Origin of the sequence: Tellurirhabdus bombi, assembly GCF_021484805.1 — a bacterium.
Lineage (GTDB): Bacteria > Bacteroidota > Bacteroidia > Cytophagales > Spirosomataceae > Tellurirhabdus > Tellurirhabdus bombi.
In genome coordinates, this window is the sequence record NZ_CP090557.1 from 276,363 (window position 1) to 302,897 (window position 26,535).

A 26,535-nucleotide genomic window follows, 5' to 3' on the forward strand; every position below is an offset into this window, starting at 1 on the left:
CAATACTTATTTAATCATGAAAAAGTACGTTCTTATTACCGGCGCCAGTGCCGGCCTCGGTAAGGCGATGGCTCTGGAACTGGCCCGGCAAGGAGAAAACCTGATTCTGGTTGCGCTCCCCAACGAAGGTTTGGATGAATTGACCCGACACATTAAGCTTGTTTACAATGTATCGGTTTTTTCGTACGAAACCGATCTGCGCTTCCGGCCCAATATTGAGGCATTGGTAGAGTGGGTAAGCAACCAGAACTTGACTATTTATTACCTGATCAACAACGCAGGCATTGGCGGTTCAAAACCTTTTGAGCAGGCAGAAACGGAACAGCTTGAGCGCATTATCCAGTTGAACGTCATTGGCACAGCTTTACTCACCCGGCTCCTGCTGCCTTTTTTGGTGAAGAATCAGCAATCGTATGTTTTAAACGTCTCCAGTATGGCTGCTTTTTCACCGCTTCCCTACAAAACGGTCTATCCGGCCTCCAAGGCGTTTATTTATTCTTTTTCGCTGGGGCTACGCGCTGAGTTAAGCCATCGGGGTGTTCAGGTAAGTGTTTTGCATCCTGGCCCCATGCCGACCTCAACCGAAAACCTGGATCGGCTGCGCAAGCACGGTTGGCTCGGCCAGATCAGCACCGTCCCAACGGAGACTATCGCGCAGATTGCTTTGCAGCAGGTTGCACGGGGCAAACGGGTTATCATTCCGGGTTGGGCCAACAAAGTCGCTTATTGGGCAACCCGCTGGATTCCCTGGTCAATTCGTGAGCCGCTGATGCTTTTTATGATTCGTCGGGAAGTTGCTCTATCCTTATGAAAGTCTTATTAACAGGCGCCACGGGACTGCTTGGGCTGCACATTGCCCGGGAATTGCTTCGACAGGGGTATGCGGTAAAAGCCTTGTATCGCTCCTTGCCGCAAGCCTATACGAACCTGCCGTGGTTTGGCGAAATTGAATGGGTAAAAGGAAATATTGCCGCGGCTTCGGATGTTCAGAAAAGCCTGCGCGGGTGCCAGGCCCTGATTCATGCCGCCGCCCGAACGGATCCTTCGCCTTCGGATTTGGCGTCTTACTACGAAGCCAATATTCTCAGTACCGAAATTATGCTAGCAGCGGCGGAGGCGATGGGCATTGAGCGGTTTGTGTATGTGAGCACGGCAGCCGTTTTCCGGCCCGGCAGTCTGGCAGTGCCCGCTACGGAGGAAAGCCCTTTCGCTTTTCACCTGATGGATTCGGGCTATATCGCCAGTAAATACCAGGCGCAACAACTGGTTTTGAAGGCGGTGAATGCGGGACTTAACGCAGTTATTGTCAATCCGGCTTTTATGCTTGGTCCGTATGATTTAAAACCGAGTTCGGGCGCCATAATTCAGCATGTGCTTCGGAGCAAGCACGTCTTTTATCCCGGCTCGGGTGGTAAAAGTTTCATTGATGTTCGGGATGCGGCCCGGGCAACCGTTAACGCCCTTCGCCAGGGTAAAACCGGAAACAGCTATTTACTGGCAAACGAGAATATTTCGTATGATCGTTTCTTTTCGCTGGTAGCCGAATTGTCCGGTAGAAAAAAAAGACTGTTTCCCGTTCCGGCGAGCGTGCTTCGGTCGGTGGGAAACTTGGGGAGCGTTGGAGAACGAGTGCTTCGTCGCCCCTTACGGCTTAATTCCATCAACGCCGTTTTAATGACGCAGGATAATTATTATTCCGGAGCAAAAGCCAGAAACGAACTGGCCATGCCCATGTCTCCGGTCAGGCAAGCCATTGAGGATGCAATCGACTGGTTTAGTGCGACTAAGCCCATTTAGTTTTGATTTCGTCCAGTTCAGTAAGGATTATCGTCAATTTAGTCTTTATCTGATTGAATACGCGTTGCAGGTCTATTAATTTCAAATCACACAACAGATACATGAACAATGAAAACGCTCGTCTTTCTTTCGTTTTTAATTGGGTTCTTATTGCATAACCAATCAACAGCACAAGCCCGGGCAAAATCATTCCCTACCCCACCCGCTTCGTCGAACCGCTTATTTTATATCCAGCGAAGCAATGACGCCAACACGGTCATTTATGATGCTAATATGCTGTCTAACAAAAAGCTGGACCCTACTAAACCGGTACAGGTTTACTGGATTCGGTACGCCGAAAAAGGACAGCGCGAAGATCTCTCGTCCATGCAATGGCGGATGGCCTACGGTTATAAACACAGCCAGACCTCCAATCAGGCCAACGATTTTGATATCTGCCTGAATGCCTTCCGCAAACGTTCGATCAAGATTGTATCGCAGCAGGGAAAGCCGGTGGCTCTGGCTACCATCAATGGCCGCAACGCCTGTTTACAAAAAATATTTGTTCAGCTTGCTCCCCAGTCCGGTTTTATTCCCCGAGTTCAATACATCGAAATGTTTGGTGTTGACCCTGAGCATGGCCAAAGCGTTTACGAACGCATTATTCTGTAATGTAGAAAGTTAGATGGCTAAGGCTATTTCCGGCAGCCCAGGCGATGGTACACGTTGGGAATAGCCTTAGCCATGCAGCTAGGCGCTGTGCAGACGAACCTCAGGAATGTACAATTGGAAGAGCGTGCCATTTTCTTTGTATAGCTTAAACTGGCCTTCCAACTGCTCACTCAGCGAAGCAATCAGGCGTTTGCCAAAGGACGACCGCTCTCCGTGGCGCTGCCAGTCGCTCATGTCGATGCCGGGCCCGTTATCCTGCACCTCCAACGTAATGCCCGGTTTTTCGCCGCGCCTATTTACTAAAACGATTCGCAGCAGTGGCCGCTGTCCCTCCCCGTAGGCATACTTGAACGCATTTGTAGCTAACTCATTTACGATCAATCCAATGGGCATCGCTACGTCTACATCGAGCTGATAGTGCTCAACTTTTAATTCAAGATCAAACTCATCGGCCCGATAACCGTAGGCATTCATTAGGCTTTGGAGTAAATCCGTCAAATATTCCCGCATGTTAACGGTAGTTACCTGGTCGGTCTGGTAGAGGCGTTGGTGAATCAGCGCCATCGCTTCGACCCGTTGCTGCCCAACCCGCATGGCCTGAAGGGCTTTCTCATCGTCGATACGGTTTGATTGCAGCTTAAGCAGGCTCGATACAATGGCTAGGTTGTTCTTAACCCGGTGATGTAATTCCTTCATCATCAACCCCATCTGGTCAGATTGCTGCTTGATTTTCTGGCGGCTTTTCCGAACATTCACGTAAAGCCCTCCGAGCACAGCCAGCAAAAGCGTCATTAAAACCAGCCCGCCTACACCGGCCCATATCTGGTGAGTTTTGGACGTATTTTCGGCGGCTAGTTGTTTGATACTTTCTTCTTTTTCGCGGGTTTGGTAGCGCGTTTCTACTTCGGCAAGCTGCTGGTTTTTAGCAGTATTGAATGTACTATCATGGCTCGCTACCTGACGTCTGTAGAAAAACAAAGCCTTTTGAAAGTCGCCCCGCTTTTCCCAAATTTGGCTTAAGTGCCCGTTAATCTCTTCCAGCATGGCGTGTTTTTCCGGGCCATTTTGCTCCGCCCAGGCCAAGGCCTGCTTACAAGATGCTTCGGCCTCATCCAGTTTGTTCAATGGAATCAGCGCGTAAGGCAGGCTCATGTTCACAAAGCCCTCCAGATAGGTATCATTATTCTGGTTGGTATACGCCAGAACCTGCTTGAACAATTGTTCCGAGCGGGCATACTGACCCATGTTTTTACGCATCATAGCGGCGTTGTACAACACCCCGTAATAGGATTGCCAATCTCCCCCTTCCTTGAACGCTTCAGACGCTTTCTGGTTGTAATCCAAAGCTTTCCGGTAGTCTTTACGGTGGCTTTCCAAGTTAGCCAGACTATCATACAACTCCGCCAATGACTGCTTGTCGCCTAATTTCTGCGCAAGGGCCAGCCCTTTCTCCAGGTAGTAACGTGTTAGTTTATCGTTGTTCAGGCGGTCATAACAGGCGCTGATCAAAGCCAACGTTCTGATGTATTGCTTTTGATTGTCAATTTTCTGGAAAGTAGCCAGGGATTTCTGGTACCACGAAATAGCCTGTGCGTATTCGCCTGCCGACCGAAACCAGTAGCCCATTGACCGGTAGCCTACGCCAATATCAAACTGACTTTCTTTTGCCTGTGCCATGGACAACGCCTGTGAATAAGCCTCTTTTGCGCCCGTAAACTGGCCTTTTTCCACCAGTGAATCCCCAATTTCCCGGAGTGTCCACATCTTGACAGAATCCGGCGCAGCTCTTAAAGAATCAGGTAACCAGTTTGCTTGGCTGATTGCTTTTTCAGACCATAAACAAAGGCTTCCGACCAGCAAAAAAAGGTATTCGAAACGCACGTTCATATACTTAAAATAGTATAACCAGGCAATTAAGCCCATCAAACTACAGGATTATTTGGTCATACACAAGTTTATTTTCTTATATTGCCTTGACCATTAAGCAACTACTATTCCCGTAATTGTCTTACTATAAGCCCACCAAATCCACTCAATCAGCTATATCCTGTTACTGTGTATTTACATTTTACAGTGCCTGTAGCTGGCCGACTAACCCTGTTAGAGCACTATACTTTTTCTACGATCTGTATAGGTTACCAAGTGTTTTGTTTTTATTAATTCTTATCCTTATTTGGTTACTTTATAGCGCGTTTTCCCTCCTCTATGATAACAGTTCAACAAAAGCTAAGCGTTTGTCTAGTAGCCATTTTATTGACTTTGTGCTTTCCAACGCTAGCCCAGCATCGGCTGATTGACAGTTTAAAAACGAGCTTGAGGCAGAACATGCCTGACACGGTTCGGGGAGACACCTATTACGACATTGCCAATGCGTTTTACAAACTGAGCCAGCTTGACTCTGCCCGTTTTTACCTGGAATCCAGTCGTCGTTATTACCGAAAAGGTAATGATCTGGTAGGTTTAGGCGATTATAACACGCTCAGTGGCTCCATACGCCGAAGCCAGGGGCTTTTTGACGAAGCAGTCATGCATTACCAATCTGCTTTGATGTATTTCACCAAAAGCAAACGCCCCGCTTCGGTCGCGAAAGTTTACAGTAATCTGGCCCTGCTTTACAAATCAATGGGCGAGAATCAGCGCGTTCGTGCGCAATTGGAACAAGGAATCGTGTACGTCCGCCAAGCCATTGCCATTAATGAAGCCTACAATATTCCCCAGCAACTGGTCGGTAACTACATCAATTTGGGCATTATTTACGAAGATTTAAATGAATTTGCACGAGGCAAAGAATGCTTCCTTAAAGCGCTGGCCATCAATGACAAGATAAAGGCACGCCCAGAAGAATACACGGTTATTTACAACAATTTGGGCAAAAATCTGAACCAGCAGGGCCAATATGAACAAGCGATTGCTTACCTCAACAAAGCGCTGGCCCTTAATCTTAAATTCCAGCGAACAACCAGCATCGTCCACAATTACCGAAACCTAACTACTTCCTATAGTCAGCTGAAGCAGCCTGAGCTGGCCTTGCAGTATGGCGAAAAGGCGCGCACGCTGGTAGAAGCCAGCAAAGACGCTCCCCTCACCTGCTCTGTTTACAGAACTTTGGCCCGAACTTACGCCAGTGTGGGTCAGTATGATAAAGCCTATCAGTATCTGGTACGGCAGAAACAGCTTGAAGATTCGCTAATGACGCTCGAAAAAACACAGGCTATTGCGCAGTTGGAAGGTCGTTATGAGGTTCAAAAAGCCAATGAATTGGCAAAGATTGCGGCGGCTATGGAGGTAGCCAAAACCCGTGAGATTGTTCGTCTCGAGACGAGAAAAGCCCGCGAAATTGCCTTTATTCAGGCGGAAGAAAAAGAGAGAACTACCCAAATCAGCGCCCGGGCCGACGTTGAAAAAACCAAGGCGCTGGCAGAATTGCAGACCAAATACGAAACGCAAAAACGGGTGCGCCAGATTTCGGAGCTAGGACAACAGAACCAGTTACGCATTCGTCAGATTCAGTACATGGCGGGTGGATTATTGCTCCTGGCTCTTCTTCTGAGCGTCCTGATTTTTCAGTATCGGTTTATTCGACGGGCAAATCACCGCCTTGCTGCCCAGAATGCACTGATTACGAGTACAAGTCGCCAGCTAAGCCAGCAATCTGAACAACTGGCGCTGATGATGAAAGAGTTACATCACCGGGTTAAGAACAACCTAGCCATTATTTCGAGCTTGCTCAAGCTGCAATCCAATCGGCTAGAAGACGAGAAAGCCCTTCAGGCCGTGCGGGCCGGTCAGCAGCGCGTCGAAGCGATGTCGTTGATTCACCAGCGGCTCTACCAAACGGATCGCTTGCAAAAAGTAAATATTAAAGATTATCTGTCTGATCTGGCTAATAGCCTGATGAAGGCTTACGGGTACCCGACAAACGATTTTGACTTATCCATTGAGGTTGATTCGCAGGATATTGACGTAGACATTGCCATGCCACTAGGTTTGATTGCGAACGAACTCATTACCAACGCTTTAAAATACGCTTATAGCAGTGACCGACGGCCTTACTTACGCCTCAGCCTGCGCAACCAGAATGGTTTTATTTTTGAAGTTCAGGACAACGGGCCAGGCGTCACCCTAACCGACTGGCAGAAAAAAGGCCAGCGTTCCTCCTTTGGCAAACGGCTCATCAGCTCTTTGAGCGAACAGTTGGATGCTCATTTTGAACTCATCAAGCAAGATGGAACCCTATTCCGTTTGTACATCCCATCCACGTTCCAACAAAGTGCCTGATCGCTATTACATACGGGGATTTTTAAGTTATTGACCTACAAAAAGCGACTTCCTACCACCGGAGAGCCGGTATTCACATACATTTCTAAGAATCTTTTCACGAAAAGACTTTAATTCACTTGTTCGTTCAGCCTTTGTCATTGGGCTATCAGTAGCTGCTTCGAACTGGCAGCTCAATTACTCGGCTATCTCTCTGTTGACTCACAATCAGACTTTTTAGGTTCAAGATTCTAAGACAAAGCCCCTCGGCGCATCGATCGGGGGGCGTTTTCTCGAGAAGCAATCTAAATTCGTAACTCCCCAGTCAAAATGCCCTTATTGTGGTCGGCTTCATTCGTTAGAGCGCGTTCATCGTTCCAACGTTACCAAAAGTTTGTTGTTTTTTGTCCCGAATCGCGCCTATTTGTGCCAGGCCTGCCGAAAAACCTTTATTCGGTTGGTGAGGCTTAACAAAAAAGGCGGCTCTGGAGCCGCCTTTTTTATCCTTGTTTAGTGATTAGTTAACTTTAAAGTCGCTGTCTTTTAAACCTTTGTTCACGTCAACTTTATCGACTATAAGAGACAGTTGCATGGGTCCAAAGCTCTGCTTCAGCGTATGCGGGATTTTTACACCGTTCACTTCTTTGTAGTCGCCAATACCAACCACCTGTTCCACTGGGCCTTGCGGTCCGTTCTGGCTCACGACGGACTGTACTTTCAGACCCGTTGTTGCGTCGTAAAAATCCGACCAGGAAACAGCACCGTCTGCCGATGTGTTGGTGATTTTGTAGGCATCTTTACCATCTACTTTTTCCGTACCGGCCAACGTGCTTTTCACGCCATTTTCGGCAAAACGCAACTCAGGAAACAAGCCGTTGGTCAGTAGCAATTGCTGGGCTTCTTTGCCTTCCAGAACCTGCGTTTGTCCGCGCATCGTTCTGGACGCTTTCTGGCCATCGCTCACCATTTTCATCATTTCCATACCCATTACCGTGGCCGACATGGACGATTTGTTGGGTGCTTTTGCTTTCTGAACCATGTTCATGGTTCGGCCCTGCACTTCCGTAGTCATGCTGATTGACAGATCGCTAATTTTAGCCAAAGCCTCTTTTCCACCGATGGCTTGGATGTATTTATCAATTACCTGCGCAGCAGTCACGCCAGCCGGAGCGGCGGCTTTTGCGGTTGATAATGCGGCTGGCGCTTCTACCCGATTGCCGCTGATGTTATAGTACTGTATGTCACCGTATTTTTTCAGCTTCTCGGCAATATCCGACGCTTTGCCAACGGCCAGAATGTATACGTTCTCAGGCTTCACCATACTATTGGCCACGGTTTCCACATCTGCATCCGTTACCGCATCAATCTTTTGTAAATATGTGGCAAAGAAATCAGCAGGCAGGTTGTAGCGAGCCGTGTTGATGGCGAAATTGGCAATGGTCTGCGGATTTTCCAGCGAAAAAATAAAGTTGCCGGCAAAGGCGCTTTTCGTCCGGGCCAGCTCTTCCGACGATGGTTTCGTTGAGCGAATCGCTTTCAATTCGTTCATGAATTCCGCCACGGAACTATCGGTAACCGCGTTGCGAACGCTCGCCGTAGCCCGGAAACGCCCCACCAACCGGTCACTCGACAGTGACGAATAGGCTCCGTAGGTGTATCCGTGTTTTTCACGCAGGTTATTAAATAAGCGCGCTTCCCCACCGCCCAGAATATCATTCATCAAACTCGCCTGAATCGATTCGGTGGTATAGGGTTTCAGTTGAACCGGATGCTGAATGTGAATGACCGACTGCACGGCACTTGGCTTATCGACAATCACCACTCTGGTTTTTTCGGGTGCTTTTGGCAACTCATAAGTTGGCTTGGGCACATCGCCGCGCTGCCACTTTGCGAAGTATTTTTCAACCATTGTCCGCGCCTCGGTAGGCGTAATGTCACCCACAACGGCTAAATAACCAACATTCGGTCGGTAGTACGTCTGGTAGAACTTCCGGCAGTCTTCGAGCGTAATTCGGTCGATGGTTTCTTCCGTTTCCAGTTCACCATACGGGTGGTTTTTCCCGTAAGCGAGCTGCGCCCCTACCCGGCTGGCAATCGCGTTGGGATCGTCTTTTGACGAAGCCAGGGCCGACTTGTTCTGCTTTTTCAGCTTGTCTAATTCCGCCTGGGTAAAGTTCGGATTCAGCAACACATCCGACATCAGCTCCATAAGCTTAGGCAGGTGCTTTTTGAGCGATGCTGCATAAATTCCGGTTGGCGATGTTGTCAACGTAGCGCCCAGAAAATCGATTTCATCGTCAAGCTGGTCTTTGGTACGAGTTTTTGTTGCCGTGCGCATCAGATCACCGGCAATGGACACGTAGCCTGCTTTTTCTCCTTCGAGAATCGGCTCATAATCCAGCAGCAGGTTAATGGCTACCCGTGGCAATTTGTTATTTTGAACCACAAACACTTTCAGGCCGTTTGGCAGCGTGAATGTTTCGGGCGTTCCTACTTTAACGATGGGGGCGGGCGCCTCGGCGGGTAATTTAGAACGATCCAGCGTTTGTGCCTGAACGGAAAGTCCCAGAGCGGCCAAGCCCACCGCCAATATATAGTTTGGTTTCATTGCAATCAGTTTCATAAAATACGAACTCGGTTACTCGCCTTTGTCTTCTTTTTTCGGTTCCATGGTTTTGGGCAGGTAGTATAACGTAACCCGGTTTTCTTTCGTCAGGTATTTGTTGGCTACGCGACGAAGGTCTTCTTTGGTTACTTTGTTATACCGCTCCAGTTCCGTATTGATCAGATTGGCATCGCCGTAATACATTTTATAGTTTGCCAGACTCTCCGCAATTCCGGCTACGCGCGAGTTCTGGTTGATGAAGTTATTTTCAATTTGGTTTTTTACCTTCTGAAATTCCTGATCCGTGACAAGCTCTTTCTTGACGCGCTCCACCTCTTTGTCCATGGCGGACTCCAGGTCTTCGGCTTTCGTGCCCATGCTAGCAATACCAAGGCTGATGAACAAGCCGGAATCTTCCAAAGCCAATGGGAATACGCCCGTTTGCAGCGCTTTTTGCTGCTTATCCACAATTTCCTTATAGAAACGAGAGCTTTGCCCTTCGGCCAGCAGGGTTTGCAGCACATCAAGGGCATACGAATCGGGCGTTCCCTGGGCTGGCATGTGATACGCCTGGAATACGCCCGGCAAGCTCACGTTGTCGTATACAATATCCCGGACTTCCTTGCTTTGCGTTGGTTCTTTTACCGTTGGACGGTAAGGCGTTTTAGGACCGCGCGGAATTTCGTTGAAGTATTTGGCAATCAGCTTTTTAGTATCTTCTACGTTAATATCTCCCGCAATCGATAAAATGGCGTTATTGGGGATATAAAATTCTTTGTAGAATCTTCTGAATTCGTCGATCTTGGCCGCATTCAGGTCTTCCATAGAGCCGATGGGTGCCCATTTATACGGGTGAACCGTATACGACCGTTTCAGGATTTCTGGAAAGAAAGATCCGTAAGGCTGGTTCTCGTAGCGTTGGCGGCGCTCCTCTTTTACTACTTCCCGCTGCGTATCTACGCCCGTTTGGTCTACTTTGGCATGCAGCAAGCGCTCCGATTCCAGATATAAGCCTAACTCAAGTTTGTTCGATGGCAGTACTTCATAGTAAAATGTCCGGTCGTTGGAGGTGTTGGCGTTTAGCTGGCCCCCCGCGCTTTTGACAATTTTCATGTAGTCGCCCCGCTTGATATTGTCAGAACCCTCAAACATCAGGTGCTCGAAAAAGTGCGCAAACCCTGACCGTCCCGGCTGTTCATTCTTAGACCCAACGTGGTACATCATCGTAACCGCCACCAGCGGTGTCGTATTATCCTGATGCAGAATCACATGCAAGCCATTTGGCAGATCATATTCTGTAAATTTAATTCGGCCCTGGGTCGTGGAGCCCGACGGGGCAGCTGTCGCCTTAGGGGCGGGTTTAGGTGCCGGCTTTTTCGGAGTCTGCGCAACCGCCGACCAAAACAGGCACTGGCTTAACGCAACATAGAGCACGGTTTTTTTCATACTGAAGAGGTGATTATGTAGTAGTTATGGAGGTAATCTATCAAAAATAACAGAGCTGATTCAGTATAAAAAGTAGGTATGATCCCAATTCCATAAAAGGTTGCATGAAGCGATAGACGGCTAGCCTTATTTATCCGCTTTGCGTTACTTATAGGAGCGCCAATGATCGTATAATCCAGAGAAGAAAGCGTCAAAAAACGCAGGCAAACTCCTTTTCCAAAATATCTGTTACACCACTAGAAGAAGGTATTTTAAAAGATGATTATCGTTCGGGTTCCGTTTTTGTGGGTTGAGGGTATGGCGCTTTTTCCGTTGGTTTTGGTGCGGATGCCCGAGCCAAGCGTGATTTTGATTCACCACGAGCGGATTCACCTACGGCAGCAACTGGAGCTGGGAATTGTTCTTTTTTACCTCTGGTATCTGCTGGAATACCTGATCCGTTACTGGCAATACCGGGATCATTACACCGCCTACCGGAACATCTGTTTTGAGCGGGAAGCCTTTGATAACGAGCGCAATTTGACTTATTGGCAGGACCGAAAATGGTATGGTTTCTGGAATTATCTGTAAGCTTAGTTAATCCTCTTCCGGTTCTCGATAGCTAATCACGCCCGCCATCATCACCAGAGCCGTAAAGACAATCACCAGGATCAAAATGCCTTCGCGAAAGCCGGTTAGTTTCATTTCTGCGGGAATACTCAGGTAAAGTAGCATGGTAATTAACCCACGCGGGGCTACGTAGGCTAACGGCGCCAGATTTCCGCGAATCAGCGAACGCAGGATGGCATAGCGTATCCCAAAGACAATCGGTAGCATTAAAAAGCTGACAATGAGCGCGTCTGTGTCAACCAGACTTTCAATATCGGCGGCATAGCCGAAGAGCAGAAAAAAGAACGTTCGGACAATAAAGGCGCTTTCGGCAGTGAGGTTTTTCAGCTGGTCCAGCTCTTTTTCAAAGAGTTCGTTTTTCAATACGCGGTTCAACGGCCCACGGATAAACAATTCGGTATTGTTCAGAAACAAGCCAAAAACAAGAATCAGCAGCAGCGACGAAAGGTGGTATATTTTGCCCACTGCGTAGACCAGAAAAAGGACCGAGATGATCGGCAGAAACTTGATGTGATGGTTGATTTTACTAATCAGGTAAAGCAGGAAAAAACAGCAGATTAGCGAAATAACCACCATAACGGCCGTGTCTTTGGCAAAAGCCATGACCGACCACAACCCACCCGACGTATTGTAAATCAGAAAATTAAAGATCATTACGCCCAGAATATCCGAAAAGGCTGATTCGTAGACGATAAACTCCCGCCGGATTGGCCGCAGGTTCTTCACACTCGGAATGGCCACCGCACTGCTGACGATGGAAAAGGGCATGGCCGTTACCAGACATTTAAAGAAAGACTCTTCCAGCAAAATGTAAAACAGGGCACCCAACGCCAGAGAGGTCAGCACAATGGTCGAACTAGCCGCGAAAAAAGCCCGCCGAATCAACGGGAGCTTTTCACCGGATAGCTCCAGTTCAAGCGCCCCTTCCAGCACAATCAGAATAAGGCCAAGTGTGCCTAAGGTCGATAAAATGGGACTTAAGTAAGGAATCTGAACATCGAAATAATTGGTCAATTGCCTGACAATCATCCCAGAAGCCAGCAAAAGAATAACGGAGGGCGTTTTATACCGGCTACTGAGTAAGTCAAACACATACGACAGTAAAACGGACAAGCTCAGTATGATGATTAAATACGAAGTATCCATGCAAAACAGGCCGCAAGCGAAACGGCGGTTTGCAAGTTAACAAATTTCTACTGCGCATAGCCAACGGCAAACAAAAAGGTCTGCGTTTCCGCAGACCTTGAAAAGATACCCAATAAAGGAAAATACGTTTAGCGATTCGCTTCCATAGCGGGCGCTTTTACCGGAATTTTCGGGTCACGCATGGCGGCGTTGTAAACAAACGAAGCCACAACCGTCGCGGCCTGTTTCAGGTCGTCGGCCAGCAGGTGATCGTAGGAGTCCATGTTGGTATGGTGCGTGCGGGTGCTGTATTCGATGGCATCCTGAATAAAGCCAAAACCGGCCAGGCCTACGCGGTCGAAGGAAACGTGATCGGTCCCTCCGCTGCTGCGGCTGGCCACCGTCGTAGCGCCCAAATCTTTAAGCGGCTCTAACCACTGCGCGAAAATTGCGCCGGCAGCTTTGTTATCCTGGTTATAGATTCCCCGGATTTTTCCCGTTCCGTTGTCCACGTTGAAATAAGCCGACAACTGCTCGCCTTCTTTCGTCAGTTTCGCGGATCCTTTCTCAACCAGATGGTTGGTAACATAGTTTTTAGATCCGTGCAGGCCCTGCTCTTCACCGCTCCACAAGGCAATCCGAATGGTCCGGCGTGGCTTCACGTTCAGGGTTTTTAGAATGCGCACGGCCTCCATCATAATGGCAGAACCCGCCGCGTTGTCGGTAGCGCCCGTCGAAGCATGCCACGAATCAAGGTGGGCACCCAACATCACTACTTCACTCTTTAGCTTTGGATCAGTACCCGGAATTTCGGCCAGGACGTTGTAGCCTTTTGTGTCTGCCGAATGAAACTTTGTCTTTACATCCACTTCCAGTCTCACCGGCACTTTAGCCTTCATCAACCGGCACAACGACAGATAATCTTCTACCGCAATGTTAATGTCCGCCAGGTTGTCGTTGTTATTTCCTGAAGCATTGGCATAATCGCCGCTTACAAATAGCGTTCCGTCTACACTGTTCTGCGTTGTTGTCAGAATCGCCACGGCACCTTCCTGCTTCGCTACTTTCCGCATTTTCTGGTTGAACGCATTCCGAGCGCGCATGGACTGAATCATGGTCCGGTACGTTGAATCGTTCCCGCGACCACGGCCACCAGAAGCGCTTTCCTCCTTCGCCATTTTCAAAAGCTCTTCCTCCGTAAACCGCGAAGCGTCGGCTTTATACGTTGGCCGAATCGTATACGTTTGATCAATCAGGATAACTTTATTTTTGAGTTTGCTGCGGTAGGATTCCAGAGAAGTCGTATCCGTTTCGGTAATAAAGAAAATTTCAGCTTGTGACAATTTATCCGTGTTGCCGCTCCACGCTCTGGGCATGGCAATAATTTGTTTGTAGTAAGGGGCTGTCATTGCCAGGTAGCAACGTTCTACCTCCCAGCCTTTACCCCACTCACCCCACGATTCCAGACGAGCATTCTGCAAGCCCCACTCAGTCAGCTTTCCTTTGCTCCAGTTGGCGGCTTTCATAAAGCCCGGCCCCTGCAACCGTGGCCCGTTTACATCGGTTAGGTAGAAAGCAATATCCATTACTTTAGAGCGGTTTAGCCCTTCTTCCCGAATCTTCTGAGTCATTGCGGCATCCAGCTTTTCCTGCTGCGCAAAAGAAACCGAAGCCATGCTGGTCATCAGGCCTAAAAGAAATAATCGTTTGTTCATGAAAGTGATTGGTTAAGATAAAAACACGCTAAAATAACAAATTTTATAACTGTTTCAGGCCATTAGGCAACTTAACTGGCGAATCCAGTTTTTCCTAAAAATCGCCGCCCAGCGCCCGCAGCAGAGCAACCGTCTGGAGAGCCTCCTGGCCGCGCAGTTGCACAAAAGTCTGCTCCGAAGCCAGAATGGTCCGTTGCGCGTCCAGCACTTCCAGATACGTTGTTAAGCCCCGCACGTAGAGTTCACGGTTATAGCGCTCCGTTTCCCGGGCCAGCGTCAGTGCCTGCGCCTGGGCATCCAGTTGCAAGCGTAGATTTACCAGATTGTCCAGCGCGACTTCGGCTTCGCGCTGCGCTACCTGAAAGCGTTGTTGGTACGTCGCCTGCGACGTTGTCAATTGCTGGTTGGCTAAGGCCACATTCTGGCGGTTCCGCCCCCCTTCAAACAGGGGAATCAACGCGTTGGCTCCTAACAGGTACGTAAAGCTACCCGGCAAAAGCAAGGGGCCAATCTGTCCGGAAATCGTTCCTAATGAGCCATTTAGAGCTAGCCGGGGCATGCGGGCAGCCCGCGCTACGCTGACGTTTGCACCAGCCGCCTGGTTTTGCCGCTCTGCCGATTGCAGATCAGGCCGACGGCGCAGCAAATCAGCCGAAATAGCGGTGAACGGAACTACAGGCCAGGCAGTAGGCAGGTCGCTTTTTTCAAGCAAAAAGGTAGCGGGCTCGAGAGCAAGCAGTTGGGCCAGACCGTTGACCAGTTCAGCCCGGACACGTTCCAGCGCCTGAATTTGGGTTCGCAAGTTGGCTAAATCGGTCTGGGCGCGTAAAACATCGAGCCGGTTCACCAGTCCTGCCTTATACCGGCTTTCAATAATGGACACGGTTGTATCACGGCTGTTGATGTTGCGCCGAAAGATAATTTGCTCTGCGTCGTTTGAACGAATTTGCCAGTACAGGCGGGCAATTTCTGAAGCAACAATAAGCCGAACGGCCCGAAAATCGGCTTCGATTGCCTGCGCCTGGTAGCTATTTACCGCAATGGTATTGCGTATCCGTTTGAACAAATCGAGTTCGTAGCTAGCATCGACAGGTAGCACCTGGAAGGTATTGAGTTGAAAACGCTGCCGCTGCGCATCACTTACCGTGGCCAGCTGAAACGGACGGTTCGGTGCCAGACTCTGGGTAGTTGCACTAATCCCCGACCGAACCGATGGCTGTAAGAAAGATTCGGCAATGCGCACGCGTCTACGAGCCTCCTCGATCCGGCTAATGGCAATTTTCACATCTGCATTCTCGCGCACCCCCTGGCTGATCAATGAATCAAGCGTTGGATCGTTGAACCGATGCCAGCCTTGTAAATCAATTGATTGTGCTCGCCCAATTGAATATGTAAATGCATAAAAGCATGCCAATAAACAACAATGTATTGTAACCGATTTTACTAAACGACAATAGACTTTACTATTCATTGTGCAGTAATTATAAGGTGTTTCTGCGTTGTTTGAGCACTCTCTGTCTTTTTGCTATTCTGAGAGACGACCGAATTGTAGATTCTTAGCCGTGCTCCGAAAACTACTTATTGTTCTGACTAGCTGAGTATTTGACTATAAATAGTACTACTTAAAGAATGAATCAGAGACAGGTATTATTTCTTAAGTACAGTGAAAATGCTTAATCATCAATTCTTTTCTAACAAAAATAATACTTAAATCCCTGATTTATCCTTGTAAAAAGTCACGATTTAATTGTCTGTTTTTAATATAAATCTGTTAAATGCAGGTTATCCAGCAAAACAGCCAGTTGATTAGTTAGTCTTAACCATAAATTCAAAAGCTTCAGTTGCTTTTAAGAAACTGAATATGTAAATCGCATTTATTTAAACTAAATAAAAATAGATAAATGAAAAATGTTCAGTTTTGTGTATTGCTGGTGGCTGTCTTGTTAGGGGTATCATTCATATCCTCAATGCCTACTTTTGCTCAGTCTGGGGCCAAAGGGACGGCAGTGCTGACCCTAACAGGTAATGATGCCATGCAGTTTGACAAGAAAGAATTGAAAGTAAAAGCGGGGCAAAAAGTGAAATTAACCCTGAAGCATGTGGGCAAGTTTGCTAAAATGGCGATGGGTCACAATTTCGTCTTGCTAAAGCCAGGGGTTGATATCGCTGAATTTGCCTCTAAAGCCAACTCGGCTAAGGATAATGAATACATTCCTAAGTCTGAAGCGGCTAAAATTATCGCCCACACTAAATTACTGGGTGGCGGCGAAAGTGATACAATTGAATTTACAGCGCCAAAAAAAGGAACCTACCGTTACATCTGTAGCTTTCCTGGTCACTATGGCCTGATGCAGGGCAAATTTGTTGTGGAGTAATCCGCCCCTAAGCCTGAAGAAGTGCATCTTTCGATTTAGAAGCCTTATAAAATCAAAAAGCCCCGATGGACGTTCATCGGGGCTTTTGCATTAACAACATCTATAAAACGCCGACCACGGTTGATTTGTTTCCTACTTGAAAAATAAGTGCATTATTTTTCAAATTATATCTTCAAATGAGAAAACTGGGAACAATAGTTGCAATTGACTTAACTTACATGGCTATTTAATCTCCATTTTACTAGTATGCCTTTTCTTGTTCTTGATATCGAAATGACGGGCCCTGAACCCGATTGGAATGAAATTATTCAGATTGGAGCGGTTCTCTTCGACGATGACTGGACCGAAAAAGGCCAATACCTGACGAATGTTTACCCAGAAAACGAAGAAGCGTTTTCGAGCTCTTCTGAAAAAATACACAACCTTTCCTTGCAGGACCTAGAGGATGCGCCCATGATTTATGATGTCTTGCCAGAGCTGGAAGACTGGATACTTACGCAATTGAACATCCGTTTGCCAGCCGGCCAACTGGACAAAACGCCTTACCTGCGCCACGTAGTTATTTGCGGACAGAGCGTGATCAACGACATCAACTTCCTACGCGAAGCCTACCGCCTGGAAAAAATGAAATGGCCTTATTCACGTACGCTCGTCGATTTACACACGTTAGGCTATTTCATGTTCCGTATTTTACAGAAAAATAGTAAAACCGCGCCAAAGGGGCTTAGTTTGAAAGCCATTGCCGGTTATTTCGGTTTTGAGCGGGAAGGCGACTACCACAACGCGCTGGAAGATGCCGTCTTGACGGCTAAATGCCTCAAGGAAGTTTTCAAGCTCGGCGATGGCATGAAATTATCCATCTAATTGGACACGTCTACCAAGAGCTGGTCAATCTGGGTGGTTACGGTCGTCCATCTTTCTTCCCAGTTACCAGAAATCAGAATATAGGGAATTTGCCGCTCGGTGAGCCCTTCTTTGAACTTCAGAAAAATTTCTTCCCGGCGGTGTCCCAGGTCGCGCAGCCCATCCGCGATCCAGGGCACGTCAATATCCAGCAAAAAATAAAGGTCGTAGATCAGTCGCTGCTGTAATTCATCCAGTATTTCAGGGGCTTTTCCCAGATAAATCTCCGCGTATAATTGCGTGGTAATGACGTCTGTATCGCAGATGAGCACCCGATTTGCCTGCGGAATGGCTGCTACAACGGCTTCGGTTTGCGCATGGCCAATACGGACGTAATCATCGGGGGTTAAGTCGTTCGACGTAATCAGGTCGCGAGCCACTTCAGGCACAAAAATTGTCTTGTAATGAGCGGCCAGCCTTTTAGCCAGCGTCGTTTTTCCAACGCTTTCCGGTCCGTATAAACAAACCAGTTTTACATCGTTTCTCATGAAGTAACGTGGCGATAACTGCGGTATTCGCGCGTAAAATTATAAGCCCCAACTAAAGCGATAAGGCAATAAACGGCATACTCGATGCCCACCACTTTAACGCCTTTTACAAAATACATGTACGCACTGATCAGGTCAACCAGCAGCCAGACATACCAGGTTTCTACTTTCTTCTGAATGAGCAGAAAGGTTGCTACAATGCTCATCACCGACGTGAACGAATCCAGGTAAGGGAAAGCGCTGGGCATATTGAAAAGGAGCGGAAACCATTCGTGCAGCCGTCCGGCGCTGTACCCAAACAGAACGGTAGCCAAACCGCCAGTTACCAGAATGACCAAAAAATTATTGGTTGATAACTGGCTTACTTTCAACTCCTGTTGCTGGTCTTCCTGCCCCTTTTGAGGATGCGACCACTTCCACCAGCCCATCAGGTTAGTAATGAAAAAGAAAATTTGCAGAAACATGTCCGGATACAGCTGTATCTGGTAAAAGAGAAAAAAGAAAATCACGGTGGCCAGACACCCGATGGGCCAACTCCAGATATCCGCCCTGGCTGACAGCCAGGTGGCTACGGCACCAACCGTTGTCCCGAAGAACTCAATATAGCTCATGGGATAGCCCAGCACCGTGAAAAAAATCGTATTGATATCGAACAATTCCTTCATCAGACGGCCAGTTCAAGGTAAACCGGCCCGTGATCAGAGTGAACAATATCGGGGTAATGTCCGGCGGCAATAATGTTGTCTTTTAAGTTATCGGTAGCGGCAATATAATCAATGCGCCAGCCTTTGTTATTGGCCCGCGCTCCAACGCGGTAGCTCCACCAACTGTATTCTATCTTGTCAGGGTTTTTATACCGAAACGTATCGACAAAACCGCTGGCAAACCATTTGGTCATCCAGGCGCGTTCTTCGGGGAGAAACCCTGTCGTATACTTGTTTCGCACCGGATCATGGATATCCCGTTCCGTATGAGCAATGTTGTAATCGCCGACAACAATAACTTTCGGGCGGGTTTTTCGTAATTCCTGTACGTAATCAAAAAAATCGTCCAGAAACTGCATTTTGACCTTTTGCCGAACCTCACCCGTCGTACCGGATGGAAAATAACAATTAAGGAGCGTTAGATCGGCGAAATCAGTACGAAGAATCCGACCTTCGCAGTCATAATGCGCTAGACCGCAGCCATAAACAGCGTGACTGGAAGCAATTTTGGAAAACGTAGCGACGCCGCTATACCCTTTCTTTTCGGCAGCGTGCCAGTGGTAATGATACCCCAGCTTCTCAAAAGGGGCCAGATCCACCACATCGTGCGTTGCCTTTACTTCCTGAAAACAAAGCATGTCAAAATGGTGCACACTCAGCCAGTCAATTAGCCCTTTGCTTATGGCTGAGCGAATTCCATTGACGTTATAAGTAAGAATTTTCAATGTCTGTGTTGTCTAAATCTGCATAAAACTAAAAAGGACCCGGCAAAAGCAGTGTCCTTTTTAGTCGATTTAACTCGTTAATGTTTACAAAGGCCCTGCCACGGGTTCGTGCTCCAGCGACTTAGTCTGCTTTTTATCAGTAAACATCAGCATGAATACTACCAGTACCACAGCGGCTATTCCGGCTGGAACGAGCCAGATGCTGGTCCAGTCCTTAACGCCGTTGACCGTATAAAAGTCCGCTATGAGGCCGGAAATTTTCGAACCGATTCCCAGGCCGATGCCATACGTAGCAATGGTAATCAATCCCTGCGCCGATGAGCGAATCCGCTCGCCCGCCCGACTATCGGTATAAATTTGCCCCGTTACAAAGAAGAAGTCATAGCAAACGCCGTGCAGCAGAATGGCAATATAAAACATCCACTCACCCGCGCCCGCATCGCCGTAGCCGAACAAAAAGAAGCGCATAATCCAGGCAATCAAGCCCACAATCAACATTTTCTTCACACCCAAACGCGCATAAGCCAGCGGCAGTAATAACATAAAGAAGAATTCAGAAGCCTGCCCAAGCGACATTTTATTTTCGACATTCGTCATGCCCGAATCCGTCAGCGCGGGGTTGGCCATCGCGTAATAAAAAGACAGTGGAATACAGATTAGTACTGACGACAAAAAGAAGATGGCGAATGAACGATCTTTAAAGAGTTTGAGGGCGTCCAGACCCAGAATCTGGCCAATTGAAGCGCTGCTGCTGGATTTCGGAGGCGTATCAGGCAGGGTAAATGCGAAAAGACCCAGCGCCAGGGCTGATCCCATCGCTATCTGAAAAATCGTTACTTTATCACCTACGTTCAGGTAACCCACAATGTTCGTCACCACGATCCAGGCCACTGTTCCCAGCACCCGAATACCGGGGAAATCGCGTTCCGGGTTGTCGATATGCTGTAGCGCGATGGAGTTCGTCAACGACATAGACGGAGCAAATGTCAGGCAATAAACCAGAATTAACCAGAAGAAGTCGTCGGGATTATCCGTCTGGGTTAGGAAAAATAAAATGGCCGCTCCCGCCAGGCTCAAAACGCCCAGCACTTTCTGCGCCGCAAAATAGCGGTCAGCAATAAGGCCAATGAAAAAAGGCGCTACCAGCATGGCCAGCGAAAAAGCCGTATAAGCATTTCCGACCTGATCGCCCGTGGCGTTCAACTGGGTAAAAAGGTACTTACTCATCTGTCCGTACCATGCTCCCCAGGTGAAAAACAGGAGAAACATCATGACAGAAAGTCTAACTCGTTTAGAGAGGTCCATTGATTACATCTAGTTAGGTAATTCGGGTCTTAATTTACGGATTTTAGCCTTTTTCGCGACCTATCTACCAACAAAAAAGCCGCCCACGTCGCCAAATGGCCGGACAGCTTTAAATATTCCAACAAACACACTATGAAAACGTAATCTTCCTAAAAAGTCCGTACCATACTTGGCACAGAGACAGTTTTAAACCAATATTGATGCGCTGTAGTCAGCAGTTCTGTCAATTTTGAGTAGCTACTCGGCTTAGTCATGTAGGAGTTAGCTCCTAGACTATAGCAGTTCCGTATGGCTTCCTCCATGTTCGATCCTGTTAGCATCAGAACCGGAGTTTGCTTCAGCAGGGCGTGCGAGCGCATTGTTTTTAACACCTCATACCCATCCATGTTCGGCATGTTCAAATCCAGCAGAATAAGGCTGGGCAAATCATCCAACTTGGAAGTCAACAGTGTCATCAGTAACTTATCCCCATCTTTAAAAAACGAAAGCTCACAAGTAGGCTGAAGATTTTCAAATACATGCTTGATTAACAGGCAGTCGTCTTCGTCGTCGTCAGCTACGTATATTTTAAAAGGCTTCCGTTTCATGTGGGCTGTTGGACAGGTTACTGAGAGCAAAATAAGACAATGCTCATTAAAACCGCTTAAACTTGACCTTAAAGTAGGATTAAAACAGCATCATTCCGCCAGCTTCAACAGCTCATTCAACTTCAGCAACGCTTCGATGGGCGTCAACCGATTGACATCGATGTTGCGTAATTTCTCTTTGATCATCTCGGCCTTTGGATCACCGGCTTCAAAAATTTTGAGCGCAATTTCGTTGTTTGGCTTTGGCACTTCGCGCAGCTTATCCCGGTTCATTTCCTGAATGGAGTCTTTTTCTAACTGCTTCAATACTTCGTTGGCGCGATTCACAATTTCGGCGGGCATCCCGGCCATCTGCGCCACATGAATCCCGAAACTATGCTCACTTCCGCCCTCTTTTAGCTTGCGCAGAAAAATCACTTTGTTGCCCACTTCCTTGACGGCTACATTGAAATTCCTGACGCGTGAAAAATCGTTTGCCAGTTCGTTCAATTCGTGGTAGTGCGTGGCAAAAAGCGTTTTGGGGCGATATTGCGGATGGTTATGCAGGTATTCGGCAATCGACCAGGCGATGGAAACCCCGTCGTAGGTGCTGGTTCCCCGGCCAATTTCGTCCATCAACACCAGGCTTCGTTCGCTGAGGTTATTGAGAATGCTGGCCGTTTCGGTCATCTCAACCATGAACGTCGATTCGCCCCGTGAGAGGTTATCGCTGGCCCCAACGCGGGTGAAAATTTTGTCGATCAGCCCGATTTCCGCCGCAGAAGCAGGCACGAAGCTTCCGGTTTGCGCCATCAGTACAATAAGCGCCGTTTGCCGCAGCAAGGCCGATTTCCCCGCCATATTGGGTCCCGTAATGATGATAATTTGCTGATTTTCATCATTCAGGTAAATGTCGTTGGGAACGTAAGGTTCGCCCGGAGGCAGCTGCTGCTCAATCACGGGATGGCGACCGTCTTTGATGTCCAGAACGTGGCTATCCGTAATATTGGGTTTGGTATACCGGAACTTCTCGGCGATACGGGCAAACGAGGCCAATACATCCAGCACCGACACCACCCGCGCATTTTGCTGAATGGGTATCACGTATTCACTAGCTGCCAGCACGAGTTCCGAAAACATGCGCTGTTCAATGGCGAAAATCTGGTCTTCGGCATTCAGGATTTTCTCTTCGTATTCTTTCAGTTCGGGGGTAATGTAGCGTTCTGCATTGACCAGCGTTTGCTTTCGAATCCAGTCTTCCGGCACGCGGTCTTTGTGCGCATTGGTTACTTCTAAATAATATCCGAAAACTTTGTTGTAGGCAATTTTGAGCGAATTAATACCCGTCCGCTGAATTTCCCGATTCTGCAACTGCACCAGATAATCCTTACCCGAATAGGCCAGCGCGTGCAATTCATCCAGTTCGGCGTTGATGCCCGATTTGATCATGCCGCCCTGGTTAGACAACGCTGGTGGATCATCGCGCAACTCGGCTTCGATGCGTTCAAGCAGAAACGTGACCGGGTTTAATTGGTCGGCGTACTTCCGTAGTGACGACGCATTGGGCTTCTGGCTGATGCCCGTAATCAGCAGTTCCTTAATCGGCAGAACGTGCTGCAATGACCGTTTCAACTGCACCATCTCGCGGGGGTTAATCCGCCGAACGGCCACTTTTGACATTAATCGTTCCAGATCGCCGATTTGCTTCAGGTGCAACACCAGCGCATCCAGCAACTCGGCATCCTCTTTGAGCAACTCGACCATGTTCAAACGCTCATCGATCAGGACTTTATCCTTTAAAGGGAGCATGAGCCATTTTCGAAGCAGGCGGGCACCCATGGGCGTCACGGTCTGATCAAGCACCTGAATCAGCGGAATCCCCCCTTCCTGCTGCGCCTGAATCAATTCCAGATTTCGGATCGTGAACCGGTCCAGCCAAACGTATTTATCTTCTTCCAGCCGGGTTAGCCGGAGGATATGCGCAACTTCTTTATGCTCGGTTTCGTGCAGGTAGTGCAGCAGCACCCCCGCCGCCACGATGCCATCCACCAGCCCTTCCACGCCAAACCCTTTCAACGAGCTAGTCCGAAAATGCTGGATGAGCAACGGATAGGAAAAGTCGTACGTAAAGGCCCAGTCTTCCAGCGTATAGGTATGGAATTTGTCGCCAAAAATCTCCGTAAACTCTTTCCGGTTTCGTTTGCAGTACAAAACCTCCGCCGGATTGAAGCTTTGCAGCAATTTGTCGATATACGCTTTTGAACCTTGCGCCGTCAGGAATTCGCCCGTAGAAACGTCGAGAAAGGCTACCCCAAACGTCTCATTTTTAGCGAAGTGAACGGCAGCCAGGTAATTATTTCGCCGCGTATCAAGCACATTATCGTTGAACGAAACGCCGGGCGTCACCAACTCAGTTACGCCCCGTCGAACAATGCCTTTCGCCTGCGCCGGATCTTCCAGCTGGTCGCAAATAGCCACGCGCTCGCCCGCCCGAACCAGCTTGGGTAAATAGGTATCCAGCGAATGGTGGGGAAACCCAGCCAGGTCTTCGTTGGCGCCCCCGTTGTTTCGTTTGGTGAGCGTAATGCCCAGAATGCGGCTGGCCTTAATGGCATCTTCGCCAAACGTTTCGTAAAAATCCCCCACGCGGAATAAAAGCAGTGCACCGGGGTATTTCGCTTTTATCTGGTTGTATTGCCGATTAAGGGGGGTTTCAGCTTTCTTTTTTATTGGTGTATCAGAAGAGGAAGGACGTGCCATTCTATCAGATTTTTTCCGCAGATTTGTACAGAAACAAAGTCAAATTTACCAAAAAATGCCCAGAAAAATAAGCCTTGATGAGCTAAACCGTCTCTCGGTTGACGATTTCAAAGAAGCGCCTAAATTTCCGTATTGCCTGATTCTGGATGATATCCGAAGCCTGAACAACGTGGGGTCTGTGTTTCGGACAGCCGACGCTTTTCGGGCCGAAAAACTATATTTATGCGGTATTACCGGACAGCCGCCCCACCGCGACATCACCAAAACGGCACTGGGAGCCACCGAATCGGTTGACTGGGAATACGCGGCGGATGTGGTCAGTCTAGTTCAGGAATTGCAGGCAGCAGGCTGGATCGTGGTAGCGATTGAACAGGCAGAAGGCAGCGTTCTACTGCATAATTACGAGCCTGTTGTTAACAAAAAGGTCGCATTTGTGTTGGGTAATGAAGTTAACGGTGTGCGGGCCGAAGTGGTGGCCGCCGCCGATCTGGTCCTGGAGATTCCTCAATTTGGGACCAAACACTCCCTTAATGTGGCCGTTAGCGCTGGTATTGTTTGCTGGGAATTCTGGTCAAAACATAACAAATTAGTAACGGAGTCTTTTTGATTTAGCTAAAATTTATGCGCTTGTTTATACAATTTTCAATTTTTCCAGACTATGAAGAATAGCAAAAAAAAGCTGGCCTCTGACCTATCCAGCACCCTGACTGCCAAGCTCAGCGAAGCAGGTGAAGCCTCCAAAAAGGTAGTAAAAGCTGTTGAACGCTCAGCTAAAAAATTAGCGGAGAAAATCCTTAAGCTGAATAAAAAAGCAGAGAAAAAGAGCAAAGAAAAGGCAGAAAAGACCAAGAAAAAGCAAAGCGTCAAGGCTAAAAAATCGGCAAAAAAGGCCAAGAGCACGCCCGTTGAGGCTAAAAATACGCAACCAGCTCTGGCAACCAACAACCAAACTGTAACTACCCAAAGCCCAGTTGATACAGAACCAGCTAGTGTCACAAGCTCTGCCGATAAGCCAGCTAATACCCGCACCAGCCGCCCCGCTTCCCGTAGTCGTTCTGCAACCCCATCGACCTCTGCCAACTCTACGACTGACACCTCAGGGGATGCCTGATTGCTCTATCCAACTGCTTCTTATTAAACTATCAGTTGGTCATTTGCGCTATTATTCAGTTATTTGTATGCATAATAGCTACAGAAGTCTGTCCGACAATTAAATAGTCTCTCGGATTTACCCACGTAAGTACCAACGGCTTTTTGCAACTAGAACCATGCGATCATGATTCTAGTTGCTTTTCTTACCGTTTACTAACTATTTCATTGTTAGGCGTTACCAGAAGGCTCAATTGGCATCATTATTTAGTTCTAGTCTACCAAAACCAGTCTGAGTTATGTCAAGACAGACTATTCGTGTTCTGGTGGTGTTGTCGATTCTGGCCATAATCAGTATCGTTGCAACACAAATTTACTGGCTTCAAAGTGCTTATGCGCTACGGGAAGTTCTCACCTCCCCGGCTTTTGCTGCGCAATTCCCCGAACAACATCACACTATTTTCTACCAGCTGGATAGTTGGATATTGGCCCCTTTGCTGGTTATTCTGTTGATCAGCTTCTTTGGCTACGTTCTGTACCGCTTGCTGAAGCAGCAGTACGCGATGGATCAGCAACGGGACTTTATCAACAACATGACCCACGAATTTCAGACGCCTATTTCAACCATTAAGCTGGCCGCCGACATGCTTTCGCTGCCCCGCCTGAAAGAGCAGCCCCAACGGATGTCGAAATACGTGAAAATGGTGCAGGAAGAAACTCAACGCCTACAACAGCAGGTCGAAACGGTGCTGACGCTGGCCCGGGCGGAGCAGAAAACATTTACCTTGCGTCTGGAAACGATTGATGTACACGCCCTCATTAAAGCCATTGCGGAACGGCACGAAAATTACGTAAGTCTGCACCTGGCTGCTGAGGCAGCCATTATCCAGGGGGACCGGCTGCATTTGACGAATGTTTTGTGTAATTTATTAGACAACGCACTTAAATACAGCCCAACCGATCCGCAGATTCGACTGCTTACCCGAAATCTTGATGAGCAGTTGATTATTATGGTCGAAGACAACGGCATTGGGATAGCCCCCGAACACAAAGCCAATATATTCAATGAATTTTACCGGGTCCCATCGGCCAACCAGTACAGTGTCAAGGGATTTGGGCTGGGCTTAAGTTACGTGCGTAAAATCATCAAAGCCCACCGCTGGAAACTGGACCTTGACAGTACATTAGGCAAGGGCAGCACCTTCAGCATCCGCATTCCGCAACCCACCGGCAATTCGAGCTTTACCTGGGTGCTGCGCAAGGAATCCATCTCCAATAATTAGTTTTCTTTTTACTTTTTCTCCGTTAAGCGCCAGAGACCAATACCTCTTGAAATAATTTCATTATTCAGGGTTAATTCTTCATTTTTTACGGTCTTTAATATCCTGCTTTTGGGTCATAGAACGACGCTTTTT

22 protein-coding genes are annotated in these 26,535 nt (G+C 48.0%); 10 read left to right on the top strand and 12 right to left on the bottom strand.

The genetic code is table 11. The annotated features are described in order from the left end of the window. Positions 1-16 precede the first annotated feature (16 nt). The 3 genes from L0Y31_RS01190 (at position 17) to L0Y31_RS01200 (ending at position 2,448) form a co-directional block, all read left to right on the top strand. Positions 17-811: an SDR family NAD(P)-dependent oxidoreductase gene (locus tag L0Y31_RS01190; protein WP_234735240.1), complete on the top strand. Its 795-nt coding sequence runs from the start codon at positions 17-19 to the stop codon at positions 809-811. After that, positions 808-1,797, top strand: coding sequence for an NAD-dependent epimerase/dehydratase family protein (locus L0Y31_RS01195; RefSeq protein ID WP_234735241.1), 990 nt, complete (start codon positions 808-810; stop codon positions 1,795-1,797). Before L0Y31_RS01190 ends, L0Y31_RS01195 begins: the two co-directional genes overlap by 4 nt. A gap of 108 nt (positions 1,798-1,905) precedes the next feature. Beyond that, positions 1,906-2,448, top strand: coding sequence for a DUF4833 domain-containing protein (locus tag L0Y31_RS01200; protein WP_234735242.1), 543 nt, complete (start codon positions 1,906-1,908; stop codon positions 2,446-2,448). Positions 2,449-2,526: 78 nt separating this feature from the next. Here L0Y31_RS01200 and L0Y31_RS01205 read toward each other — a convergent pair whose 3' ends face one another. Further along, positions 2,527-4,212 carry a tetratricopeptide repeat-containing sensor histidine kinase gene (locus L0Y31_RS01205; protein WP_234735243.1) on the bottom strand — a complete coding sequence of 562 codons (1,686 nt, stop codon included), beginning with the start codon at positions 4,210-4,212 and terminating at the stop codon, positions 2,527-2,529. Between the two features lie 441 nt (positions 4,213-4,653). Here L0Y31_RS01205 and L0Y31_RS01210 point away from each other — a divergent pair, with 441 nt between their 5' ends. Continuing rightward, positions 4,654-6,726, top strand: coding sequence for a tetratricopeptide repeat-containing sensor histidine kinase (locus L0Y31_RS01210; RefSeq protein ID WP_234735244.1), 2,073 nt, complete (start codon positions 4,654-4,656; stop codon positions 6,724-6,726). 496 nt (positions 6,727-7,222) lie between these two features. On the opposite strand, the gene L0Y31_RS01215 is transcribed toward L0Y31_RS01210, so the two are convergent. Together L0Y31_RS01215 and L0Y31_RS01220 are read right to left on the bottom strand one after the other, a co-directional pair. Next, complete coding sequence (locus tag L0Y31_RS01215) at positions 7,223-9,328, bottom strand: insulinase family protein (protein ID WP_234735245.1); 2,106 nt, start codon at positions 9,326-9,328, stop codon at positions 7,223-7,225. A 15-nt stretch (positions 9,329-9,343) separates the two neighbouring features. Next, complete coding sequence (locus tag L0Y31_RS01220; RefSeq protein ID WP_234735246.1) at positions 9,344-10,756, bottom strand: M16 family metallopeptidase; 1,413 nt, start codon at positions 10,754-10,756, stop codon at positions 9,344-9,346. A gap of 258 nt (positions 10,757-11,014) precedes the next feature. Here L0Y31_RS01220 and L0Y31_RS01225 point away from each other — a divergent pair, with 258 nt between their 5' ends. Continuing rightward, on the top strand, positions 11,015-11,326 hold the full coding sequence (locus L0Y31_RS01225) for a hypothetical protein (protein WP_234735247.1): 312 nt from the start codon (positions 11,015-11,017) through the stop codon (positions 11,324-11,326). Between the two features lie 6 nt (positions 11,327-11,332). Here the strand turns inward: L0Y31_RS01225 and L0Y31_RS01230 are convergent, their stop codons facing one another. The 3 genes from L0Y31_RS01230 to L0Y31_RS01240 all read right to left on the bottom strand — a co-directional run bounded on the left by L0Y31_RS01230 (position 11,333) and on the right by L0Y31_RS01240 (position 15,619). Next, entirely contained in the window at positions 11,333-12,511 is a 1,179-nt protein-coding gene (locus L0Y31_RS01230; RefSeq protein ID WP_234735248.1) for a cation:proton antiporter, read from the bottom strand. A 128-nt stretch (positions 12,512-12,639) separates the two neighbouring features. Next, the gene (locus tag L0Y31_RS01235) at positions 12,640-14,205 is read right to left on the bottom strand and encodes a M20/M25/M40 family metallo-hydrolase (protein WP_234735249.1); all 1,566 of its coding nucleotides are present in this window, start codon (positions 14,203-14,205) and stop codon (positions 12,640-12,642) included. Positions 14,206-14,299: 94 nt separating this feature from the next. Continuing rightward, positions 14,300-15,619: an efflux transporter outer membrane subunit gene (locus L0Y31_RS01240; protein WP_234735250.1), complete on the bottom strand. Its 1,320-nt coding sequence runs from the start codon at positions 15,617-15,619 to the stop codon at positions 14,300-14,302. Positions 15,620-16,106: 487 nt separating this feature from the next. On the opposite strand from L0Y31_RS01240, the gene azu reads away from it, so the two are divergent. Both azu and L0Y31_RS01250 read left to right on the top strand, forming a co-directional pair. Then, on the top strand, positions 16,107-16,580 hold the full coding sequence (gene azu, locus L0Y31_RS01245; protein ID WP_234735251.1) for an azurin: 474 nt from the start codon (positions 16,107-16,109) through the stop codon (positions 16,578-16,580). A 246-nt stretch (positions 16,581-16,826) separates the two neighbouring features. Beyond that, the gene (locus L0Y31_RS01250) at positions 16,827-17,444 is read left to right on the top strand and encodes a 3'-5' exonuclease (RefSeq protein ID WP_234735252.1); all 618 of its coding nucleotides are present in this window, start codon (positions 16,827-16,829) and stop codon (positions 17,442-17,444) included. Here the strand turns inward: L0Y31_RS01250 and L0Y31_RS01255 are convergent. The 6 genes from L0Y31_RS01255 to mutS form a co-directional block, all read right to left on the bottom strand. Beyond that, on the bottom strand, positions 17,441-17,971 hold the full coding sequence (locus L0Y31_RS01255; RefSeq protein ID WP_234735253.1) for an AAA family ATPase: 531 nt from the start codon (positions 17,969-17,971) through the stop codon (positions 17,441-17,443). The two genes, L0Y31_RS01250 and L0Y31_RS01255, sit on opposite strands and share 4 nt — an antisense overlap. Further along, positions 17,968-18,636, bottom strand: coding sequence for a nicotinamide riboside transporter PnuC (pnuC, locus tag L0Y31_RS01260; RefSeq protein ID WP_234735254.1), 669 nt, complete (start codon positions 18,634-18,636; stop codon positions 17,968-17,970). The genes L0Y31_RS01255 and pnuC overlap by 4 nt, the downstream gene beginning before the upstream one ends. Beyond that, entirely contained in the window at positions 18,636-19,400 is a 765-nt protein-coding gene (locus L0Y31_RS01265) for an exodeoxyribonuclease III (RefSeq protein ID WP_234735255.1), read from the bottom strand. Before L0Y31_RS01265 ends, pnuC begins: the two co-directional genes overlap by 1 nt. An 84-nt stretch (positions 19,401-19,484) precedes the next feature. Continuing rightward, positions 19,485-20,705, bottom strand: coding sequence for a nucleoside permease (locus L0Y31_RS01270; RefSeq protein WP_234735256.1), 1,221 nt, complete (start codon positions 20,703-20,705; stop codon positions 19,485-19,487). 149 nt (positions 20,706-20,854) lie between these two features. Next, positions 20,855-21,292, bottom strand: a complete 438-nt coding sequence (locus tag L0Y31_RS01275) for a response regulator (RefSeq protein WP_234735257.1) — start codon at positions 21,290-21,292, stop codon at positions 20,855-20,857. A gap of 90 nt (positions 21,293-21,382) precedes the next feature. Further along, on the bottom strand, positions 21,383-24,031 hold the full coding sequence (gene mutS / locus L0Y31_RS01280; RefSeq protein ID WP_234735258.1) for a DNA mismatch repair protein MutS: 2,649 nt from the start codon (positions 24,029-24,031) through the stop codon (positions 21,383-21,385). A 55-nt stretch (positions 24,032-24,086) separates the two neighbouring features. Here mutS and L0Y31_RS01285 point away from each other — a divergent pair, with 55 nt between their 5' ends. From L0Y31_RS01285 to L0Y31_RS01295, 3 genes are all read left to right on the top strand, one after another. Then, positions 24,087-24,638 carry an RNA methyltransferase gene (locus L0Y31_RS01285; protein WP_234735259.1) on the top strand — a complete coding sequence of 184 codons (552 nt, stop codon included), beginning with the start codon at positions 24,087-24,089 and terminating at the stop codon, positions 24,636-24,638. 51 nt (positions 24,639-24,689) lie between these two features. Further along, on the top strand, positions 24,690-25,142 hold the full coding sequence (locus tag L0Y31_RS01290; protein WP_234735260.1) for a hypothetical protein: 453 nt from the start codon (positions 24,690-24,692) through the stop codon (positions 25,140-25,142). A gap of 277 nt (positions 25,143-25,419) precedes the next feature. Then, positions 25,420-26,403, top strand: coding sequence for a sensor histidine kinase (locus L0Y31_RS01295; RefSeq protein WP_234735261.1), 984 nt, complete (start codon positions 25,420-25,422; stop codon positions 26,401-26,403). Positions 26,404-26,535 lie beyond the last annotated feature (132 nt).

Coding starts and splice junctions, on each gene's coding strand:
- L0Y31_RS01190 (WP_234735240.1), top strand. CDS start 17: ATGAAAAAGTACGTTCTTATTACCGGCGCCAGTGCCGGCCTCGGTAAG.
- L0Y31_RS01195 (WP_234735241.1), top strand. CDS start 808: ATGAAAGTCTTATTAACAGGCGCCACGGGACTGCTTGGGCTGCACATT.
- L0Y31_RS01200 (WP_234735242.1), top strand. CDS start 1,906: ATGAAAACGCTCGTCTTTCTTTCGTTTTTAATTGGGTTCTTATTGCAT.
- L0Y31_RS01205 (WP_234735243.1), bottom strand. CDS start 4,212: ATGTGGACACTCCGGGAAATTGGGGATTCACTGGTGGAAAAAGGCCAG.
- L0Y31_RS01210 (WP_234735244.1), top strand. CDS start 4,654: ATGATAACAGTTCAACAAAAGCTAAGCGTTTGTCTAGTAGCCATTTTA.
- L0Y31_RS01215 (WP_234735245.1), bottom strand. CDS start 9,328: ATGAAACTGATTGCAATGAAACCAAACTATATATTGGCGGTGGGCTTG.
- L0Y31_RS01220 (WP_234735246.1), bottom strand. CDS start 10,756: ATGAAAAAAACCGTGCTCTATGTTGCGTTAAGCCAGTGCCTGTTTTGG.
- L0Y31_RS01225 (WP_234735247.1), top strand. CDS start 11,015: ATGATTATCGTTCGGGTTCCGTTTTTGTGGGTTGAGGGTATGGCGCTT.
- L0Y31_RS01230 (WP_234735248.1), bottom strand. CDS start 12,511: ATGGATACTTCGTATTTAATCATCATACTGAGCTTGTCCGTTTTACTG.
- L0Y31_RS01235 (WP_234735249.1), bottom strand. CDS start 14,205: ATGAACAAACGATTATTTCTTTTAGGCCTGATGACCAGCATGGCTTCG.
- azu (WP_234735251.1), top strand. CDS start 16,107: ATGAAAAATGTTCAGTTTTGTGTATTGCTGGTGGCTGTCTTGTTAGGG.
- L0Y31_RS01250 (WP_234735252.1), top strand. CDS start 16,827: ATGCCTTTTCTTGTTCTTGATATCGAAATGACGGGCCCTGAACCCGAT.
- L0Y31_RS01255 (WP_234735253.1), bottom strand. CDS start 17,971: ATGAGAAACGATGTAAAACTGGTTTGTTTATACGGACCGGAAAGCGTT.
- pnuC (WP_234735254.1), bottom strand. CDS start 18,636: ATGAAGGAATTGTTCGATATCAATACGATTTTTTTCACGGTGCTGGGC.
- L0Y31_RS01270 (WP_234735256.1), bottom strand. CDS start 20,705: ATGGACCTCTCTAAACGAGTTAGACTTTCTGTCATGATGTTTCTCCTG.
- L0Y31_RS01275 (WP_234735257.1), bottom strand. CDS start 21,292: ATGAAACGGAAGCCTTTTAAAATATACGTAGCTGACGACGACGAAGAC.
- mutS (WP_234735258.1), bottom strand. CDS start 24,031: ATGGCACGTCCTTCCTCTTCTGATACACCAATAAAAAAGAAAGCTGAA.
- L0Y31_RS01285 (WP_234735259.1), top strand. CDS start 24,087: ATGCCCAGAAAAATAAGCCTTGATGAGCTAAACCGTCTCTCGGTTGAC.
- L0Y31_RS01290 (WP_234735260.1), top strand. CDS start 24,690: ATGAAGAATAGCAAAAAAAAGCTGGCCTCTGACCTATCCAGCACCCTG.
- L0Y31_RS01295 (WP_234735261.1), top strand. CDS start 25,420: ATGTCAAGACAGACTATTCGTGTTCTGGTGGTGTTGTCGATTCTGGCC.